Source organism: Streptomyces spongiae (assembly GCF_009377185.1).
Lineage (GTDB): Bacteria > Actinomycetota > Actinomycetes > Streptomycetales > Streptomycetaceae > Streptomyces > Streptomyces spongiae.
Map to the genome: position 1 here is coordinate 1 of NZ_VJZC01000483.1, position 7,697 is coordinate 7,697.

5 protein-coding genes are annotated in these 7,697 nt (G+C 70.5%); all 5 read right to left on the bottom strand.

Annotated elements, in window-relative coordinates; translation table 11 throughout:
• Positions 1-184: 184 nt before the first annotated feature.
• Complete coding sequence (gene murD / locus FNH08_RS38940) at positions 185-1,618, bottom strand: UDP-N-acetylmuramoyl-L-alanine--D-glutamate ligase (RefSeq protein ID WP_152776252.1); 1,434 nt, start codon at positions 1,616-1,618, stop codon at positions 185-187.
• Positions 1,600-2,691: a phospho-N-acetylmuramoyl-pentapeptide-transferase gene (mraY, locus tag FNH08_RS38945; protein WP_152776255.1), complete on the bottom strand. Its 1,092-nt coding sequence runs from the start codon at positions 2,689-2,691 to the stop codon at positions 1,600-1,602. Before mraY ends, murD begins: the two co-directional genes overlap by 19 nt.
• The gene (locus FNH08_RS38950; RefSeq protein ID WP_322726186.1) at positions 2,691-4,106 is read right to left on the bottom strand and encodes a UDP-N-acetylmuramoyl-tripeptide--D-alanyl-D-alanine ligase; all 1,416 of its coding nucleotides are present in this window, start codon (positions 4,104-4,106) and stop codon (positions 2,691-2,693) included. Before FNH08_RS38950 ends, mraY begins: the two co-directional genes overlap by 1 nt.
• 4 nt (positions 4,107-4,110) lie before the next feature.
• On the bottom strand, positions 4,111-5,778 hold the full coding sequence (locus FNH08_RS38955; protein WP_322726187.1) for a UDP-N-acetylmuramoyl-L-alanyl-D-glutamate--2,6-diaminopimelate ligase: 1,668 nt from the start codon (positions 5,776-5,778) through the stop codon (positions 4,111-4,113).
• Positions 5,779-5,852: 74 nt separating this feature from the next.
• Positions 5,853-7,697 (bottom strand): peptidoglycan D,D-transpeptidase FtsI family protein (locus FNH08_RS38960; protein WP_228034626.1); only part of this gene is annotated, 1,845 nt, incomplete at its 5' end.

The following is a 7,697-nucleotide window of genomic DNA, read 5'->3' on the forward strand; positions in this document are numbered from 1 at the left end:
GCGGGGAACAGGGGGCCGGCGGGTGACGCGCTGAAGGGGAGGACGGCCGGTACGGCTACTGGCCATCAACGACCCCCAGCGCCGTACCGCCGGCGGACGGCCGTCGGCGAAACTCCAGCCACATCCGTGTCACGCGTACCCTCCAGGTTCGCCCGGCTCCGCCGCCAGGCGAGGCGGACCCGGGTCAGCCGTCGGCAGACGCAAGTTCGCGAACGGCCTCCGCGAACGCGTCCCCGCGCTTGTTGTAGTTGACGAACATGTCCATGGATGCACAAGCAGGAGCCAGCAGCACCGTATCGCCCGCCCGCGCGAGCGCTCGTGCCTCCCGGACAGCCGCCGGCATCGCCCCAGTGTCGGTCCGGTCGAGGTCCACGACGGGCACTTCGGGCGCGTGTCGCGCGAGCGCTTCCCGGATCAGGCCCCGGTCGGCGCCGATCAGCACGACACCGCGAAGTCGCTTTGCCGACTTGGCGACCAGTTCGTCGAAGGTCGCGCCCTTGGCCAGGCCGCCCGCGATCCACACGATCGACTCGTACGCGGCCAAGGAGGCTTCCGCCGCATGCGTGTTGGTGGCCTTGGAGTCGTCCACGTACGCGACCCCGGCCACGTCCGCCACGTGCTCGATGCGGTGCGCGTCCGGCCGGAAGGCCCGCAGACCGTCCCGTACGGCCGCCGCGGGCACCCCGAACGCGCGGGCGAGGGCCGCCGCGGCGAGGGCGTTGGCGATGTTGTGCGGGGCCGGCGGGTTGACGTCCGCGACCTCGGCGAGCTCCTGGGCGTTCTTCTGCCGGTTCTCGACGAAGGCACGGTCGACGAGGATGCCCTCCACGACACCGAGTTGGGACGGTCCGGGCGTGCCCAGGGTGAAGCCGACGGCCCGGCAGCCCTCCTCCACGTCCGCGTCGCGCACCAGGTCCTCGGTGGCCTTGTCGGCGACGTTGTAGACGCAGGCGACGCGATTGCCCTCGTAGATACGGCCCTTGTCGCGGGCGTACGCCTCCATGGAGCCGTGCCAGTCGAGGTGGTCGGGGGCGAGGTTGAGGACGGCGGCGGAGTGGGCGCGCAGGGAGGGCGCCCAGTGGAGCTGGTAGCTCGACAGCTCCACCGCCAGGACGTCGTACGGCTCGTCGCCCAGCACGATGTCGATGATCGGCGTGCCGATGTTGCCCACCGCGGCCGTGCGCAGGCCGGCGGCGCGCAGGATCGACGCGAGCATCTGAGTGGTGGTCGTCTTGCCATTGGTGCCGGTGACACCCAGCCAGGGTGCGGAATCGGGGCCCCGCAGCCGCCAGGCGATCTCGACGTCGCCGACGACGTCCACGCCCGCCTCGGCGGCCGCGGCGAAGAGCGGCGAAGTGGGCTTCCAGCCGGGCGAGGTGACGATCAGTTCGGTGCCCTCGGGGAGGGTGTCGCCGTCGCCGAGCCGTACCCGGACGCCTTCGAGGGAGCTTTCGAGGGCGGCGGCCTTCTCGCGGAGCGCCTCCGAGTCGCCGCCGTCCACCACGACGACGGACGCGCCGAAGCCGGCCAGGGCGCGGGCGGCGCTGATGCCGCTCACGCCGAGGCCGGCGACGGTGATGTGCATGCCCTGCCAGGACGTCACTTGTCTGCTGCCCATCCCGCGTAGAAGAGGCCGAGTCCGACGATCACACAGATGCCCTGGATGATCCAGAAGCGGACCACGACAAGGACTTCGGACCACCCCTTGAGTTCGAAGTGGTGCTGGAGCGGGGCCATTCGGAAGACGCGCTTGCCGGTGAGGCGGAACGAGCCGACCTGGATGACGACCGACATCGTGATGAGGACGAACAGGCCGCCGAGGAGCGCGAGCAGCAGTTCGGTGCGGGAGCAGATCGCGAGACCCGCGAGCGCGCCGCCGAGGGCCAGCGAACCGGTGTCGCCCATGAAGATCTTGGCGGGCGACGTGTTCCACCACAGGAAGCCGAGGCAGGAACCCATGAGCGCGGCGGAGACCACGGCGAGGTCGAGGGGATCTCGTACCTCGTAACAGGCGTCCGGGTTGATCAGCGTCGCCGCGTTGGCGCAGGACTCCTGGAACTGCCAGACGCCGATGAACGTGTACGCGCCGAAGACCAGCACGGAGGCGCCGGTGGCGAGACCGTCCAGACCGTCGGTGAGGTTCACGCCGTTCGACATGGCGAGGATCATGAACAGCGCCCAGACCACGAACAGCACCGGGCCGATGGACCAGCCGAAGTCCTGCACGAAGGAGAGCTTGGTGGAGGCGGGGGTGTTGCCGCGGTTGTCCGCGAACTGCAGCGAGAGCACCGCGAAGGCGATACCGCCGATCAGCTGGCCGGCCATCTTGGCCTTGGCCCTCAGGCCCAGCGACCTCCGCTTGACGATCTTGATGTAGTCGTCGAGGAAGCCGACGAGGCCCATGCCCGCCATCAGGCCGAGCACCAGCACACCCGAGTAGGTCGGCGCCGCGTCGACGTCCTCGTCCAGGGAGCCCGTGATCACCTTGGCCAGGAAGTACGCGGCGATCGTCGCCATGATGAAGGCGATGCCGCCCATGGTCGGCGTACCGCGCTTGCTGGCGTGCTCGCGCGGGCCGTCGTCGCGGATGTACTGGCCGTAGCCCTTGCGCGCGAGCAGCTTGATCAGCAGCGGAGTGCCGACCAGTGTCAGGAACAGACCGATGACTCCCGCGAACAGGATCTGCTTCATCATCGGGCGGCAACCTCACCCTCGACGCCGCCGTCCAGCAACGCCTGCGCCACGCTCTCGAGCCCGACCGACCGGGACGCCTTCACGAGTACGACGTCTCCCGGGCGCAACTCGCTGCGCAACAGGTCGACCGCCGCCTGTGCGTCGGACACGTGCACCGACTCCTCACCCCACGAACCCTCGTTATATGCGCCCAGTTGCAGCCAGGACGCTTCCCTGCCCCCGACCGCGACGAGCTTGCCGACATTGAGCCGGACAGCGAGCCGTCCGACCGCGTCGTGCTCGGCGAGAGCCTCGTCCCCGAGCTCGGCCATCTTGCCGAGCACCGCCCACGTGCGGCGCCCTTTGCCCATGGCCGCCAACGCCCTGAGGGCGGCCCGCATGGACTCGGGGTTCGCGTTGTAGGCGTCGTTGACGACCGTCACGCCGTCCGGGCGCTCGGTGACCTCCATCCGCCAACGGGAGAGGGAGCCCGCCTCGGAGAGCGCGGTGGCGATCTCTTCCGCGGACATGCCCAGCTCATGGGCGACGGCGGCCGCGGCGAGCGCGTTCGACACGTGGTGCTCACCGTACAGGCGCATGGTCACATCGCTTGCACCGGAGGGTGTGTGAAGGCTGAACGCGGGCTGTCCGCTGTCCGTGAGTCGTACGTTCTCGGCACGTACGTCCGCTTCGCCGGACTCTCCGAAAAGGAGCACCTTCGCCTTCGTGCGGGACGCCATGGCGCGTACCAGGGGGTCGTCGGCGTTCAGGATCGCGGTGCCCCCCGCGTCCGCCGGGGGAAGCGCCTCGACCAACTCCCCCTTGGCCTGGGCGATCTGCTCGCGGCCGCCGAACTCGCCGATGTGGGCGGTCCCGACGTTGAGGACGAGCCCGACCTTCGGCGGGGTCAGGTCGGTGAGGTACCGGATGTGGCCGATTCCGCGCGCGCCCATCTCCAGGACGAGGAACTTCGTCTCCTCGGTGGCGCTGAGCGCGGTGAGGGGCAGCCCGATCTCGTTGTTGAGCGAGCCGGGCGTCCACACGGTCGGTCCCTTGCGCTGGAGCACCTGCGCGATGAGGTCCTTGGTGCTGGTCTTGCCCGCGGAGCCGGTGAGGGCCACGAGGGTCGTGCCGAGCTTGTCGACGACGTGGCGGGCGAGGGCGCCGAGGGCCGTCTGGACGTCCTCGACGACGATCGCGGGCACACCGACGGGGCGGGACGCCAGGACGGCGGCGGCACCCGCCTCGACGACCTGCCGCGCGAAGTCGTGGCCGTCCACGCGCTCGCCGGCGAACGCGACGAACAGGCTGCCGGGCCCCGCCTCGCGGGAGTCCCTGACGACGGGTCCGGTGACCCGGACCGACGGGTCCGGTATGTCGTGCGTCTGCCCGCCGACGACTTCTGCGATCTCGGCGAGAGAGAGGGCGATCACAAGTTCATCCCTGGGTCTGCTGGATAGCTTCGCGAAGCACCTGGCGGTCGTCGAAGGGACGCACCACCCCGGCGATGTCCTGGCCCTGCTCGTGGCCCTTGCCCGCGACCAGCACGGTGTCCCCGGGCTGTGCCCGGGCCACCGCGAAAGCGATCGCGGCGGCCCGGTCCTCGAAGACCTGGACCTCGCCGCGCTCGTGCGCCGGCACGGAGGCCGCGCCCTGGAGCATGGCCGCGAGGATCGCGAGGGGGTCCTCGGAGCGGGGGTTGTCGGAGGTCAGCACGGCGGTGTCGGCGAGCCGGGCCACGGCGGCGCCCATGGGGCCGCGCTTGGTCGTGTCGCGGTCGCCGCCGCAGCCGAGCACGACGTGCAGCTTGCCCTCGGTGACCTTGCGGAGCGCCTTGAGGACCGATTCGACCGCGTCCGTCTTGTGGGCGTAGTCGACGACCGCGAGGTACGGCTGCCCGGTGTCCACGCGCTCCAGCCGGCCCGGTACGCCCGGTACGGCGGCGATGCCGTCGGCGGCGACCTGGGGGTCGAGGCCGGCGACGGCGAGCGCGACGATCGCCGCGAGGGTGTTGGCGACGTTGAAGGGGCCCGGCAGCGGCGACTTCGCGGTGATCCGCTCGTCCTTCGGGCCGATCACGGTGAACGTCGAGTCCATCGGGCCGACGGTGACGTCCTCGGCGCGCCAGTCGGCGTCGGGGTGGCCCTCGGCGGAGAACGTGACGACGGGGACGCCTGCCTCCTTGACCAGCCGGCGGCCGTACTCGTCGTCGAAGTTGATGACGCCGAGTTTGCCGCGTTTCGGCGTGAACAGCTGCGCCTTGGCCCCGAAGTAGTCCTCCATGTCGGAGTGGAACTCCATGTGCTCGGGGCTGAGGTTGGTGAAGACGCCGATGTCGAAGACACAGCCGTCCACCCGGCCGAGGACCAGCGCGTGGCTGGAGACCTCCATGGTGACCGCCTCGACGCCGCGCTCGCGCATGACCGCGAACAGCGCCTGGAGATCGGTGGCCTCCGGGGTGGTCCGCTCGGACTTGATGCGCTCGTCGCCGATGCGCATCTCGACGGTGCCGATCAGCCCGGTGCTGCGGACGGACTTCAGGCCGCCCTCCACCAGGTACGCGGTCGTGGTCTTGCCGGAGGTCCCCGTGATGCCGATCTGGAGCAGGTCGCGCCCGGGGTGGCCGTAGATCGTGGCCGCCAGCTCGCCCATCCGTCCCCGGGGATCGTCGACGACGAGCACCGGCAGGCCCGTGGCGGCGGCGCGCTCGGCCCCCGTCGGGTCGGTGAGCACGGCGACGGCGTCGAGGCCGGCCGCCTGGGTCACGAAGTCGGCGCCGTGCAGGCGGGCGCCTGGCAGGGCGGCGTACAGGTCACCGGGGCGCACGGCGCGCGAGTCATGGGTGATGCCCGTGACCTCGGCGGTGCTCTCGGGCGGCTCGACACCCAGCTGGCCGGCGAGCTCCGCGAGGGGTGTGGCGGAGACCCGCGTCGGCCGCGGCGGCCCCGGATAGGTCACGGGAACGCCCTTCTGGGTGGTTTGGGACTGATCAGCGTGTGGCACGGCGGTGAGCGTACCGGGCTCACCCCCACCGGAGCGAAGTGAGGGCGTGGGCGGGGCGGGCGGCGGGGTGTGGTCCCCGGAGTCTGAAGTGATCATCGTCACGAGCTGGTTCCTGGTCGGTCTTTCCAGTGCTGCCGGTCGTGGGCGGTGGTGCTGGTCGTGGGCGGTGGTGCTGGTCAGGGCTTGAAGGCGACGGGCAGGTTCGCGGCCTTCGCCCCGGTGGGCGGGATCTGGAGGGTCTTCAGGGCGAACTCCATGACCTCCTTGTAGATGGGTCCGCAGATCTGGCCGCCGAAGTAGTTGCCCTTGGTGGCGTTCTGGATCGCGCAGTAGACGGTGATCCGCGGGTTGTCGGCGGGCGCGAAGCCGGCGAACGACGACGTGTAGCCGCGGTACTTCCCCGTGGCCGGATCCACGCGGTTGGCCGTACCCGTCTTGCCCGCGACCCGGTATCCGGGGATGCGTGCCTTGGTGCCGGTTCCCTCCTCGTCGTCCACGACGGACTCCAGCATCCGGGCGAGGGTCTTCGCCGTCTTCTCGCTCACGACCCGCGTCTTCTTGGGCCCCGGCGCGGGTGTGAAGCGTCCGTCGGCTCCTTTGCTGCCTCGTACGAGCGTGGGGTCGACCCGTACGCCGCCGTTGGCGATCGTCGAGTAGACGGACGCCGCCTGCATCGCGTTGATCGACATGCCCTGGCCGAAAGGGATCGTGTACTGCTGGGAGGTCGACCAGGTGGCCGGCGGCGCGAGGATGCCCTTCGTCTCGCCGGGGAAGCCGAGGCCGCTGTAGCTGCCGAGGCCGAACTTCCGCAGGTACGAGTAGAGGACCTGGTTGGCCTGCTTCTGCGTCTTGCCGAGCTGGCCGGTGGCCAGGATGGTGCCGATGTTGCTGGACTTGGCGAGCACGCCGTTGAGCGTGAGGTACCAGGTCGGGTGGTCGATGTCGTCCTTGAAGAGGCGGTCGCCGCGGTGCAGCCGGTTGGGCACGACGACGTGCGTCCCCGGGGTGGCGGCGTTCTCCTCGAGGACCGCGGCCATCGACATGACCTTGGCGGTGGAGCCGGGCTCGTAGGCGTCCTGGACGGCCGCGTTGCCCAGGGCGTCGCCGTTCGCCTTCGAGAGGTCGTTGGGGTCGAAGCCCGGCGAGTTGGCCATGGCCAGGATCTCGCCGGTCCGGGTGTCCTGCACTATCACGTAGCCGCGGTCCGCCTTGGACTCCTTCACCTGCTCGGTGATGGCGTTCTGCGCGGCCCACTGGATGTCGCGGTTGATGGTGAGCTCGACGTCGGAGCCCGGCACGGCGGGTGTCTCGGTGGCGCTCACGGTGGGTACCTGGCGGCCGCCGGACTGGGCGTAGCGGATCTTGCCGTCCTTGCCGGTGAGTTCCTTGTTCAGCTGCTGCTCGACGCCTCCGGCGCCCTTGCCCTCGGAGTTGACCCAGCCCAGTATCCCGGCGGCGAGGTCGCCGTTGGGGTACACGCGCTTGCTGCTGGGGTCCTGGAAGACGCCCGCCAGGACGTTGACCGTGTCCGGGTCCTTCGCGGCCTGCTTCGTGAGCGCCGTCTTCAGGTCCTTGATCTGCTTCCAGACCTCCGGCAGCTGGCGGCGCGCGAGAAGCACGTACTGGGTGTTCTTCGTCCTGAGCTTCTGGGCGATCGTCTCCTGGTCCGCGCCGAGGATCGGTGCGAGGAGCGCTGCGGCCTGCTCGGGAGCGTCGGCGATCTTCGTCTGCTCGCGGGTGAACATCGTGGGGTCGGCCGTGATGTCGTTGGCGTCGACGCTGGTCGCGAGGGCCACGCCGTCGCGGTCGGTGATCTCGCCGCGCTCGGCCGCCAGGACGTGGCCGACGTACCGGTCCTGCTCGGCCCTGGCGGTGTACTCGCCGGCGTCCACGGCCTGCACCTGGAGCAGCCGTACGACGAAGGCGATCATCACCAGGGTCAGGGCGAGGCTCACCATGCGCAGGCGCGGTCGGGGGCTGCCGAGCCGGAGGCGCCCCGGGGCGCCGGGCCGGGCGGGGCC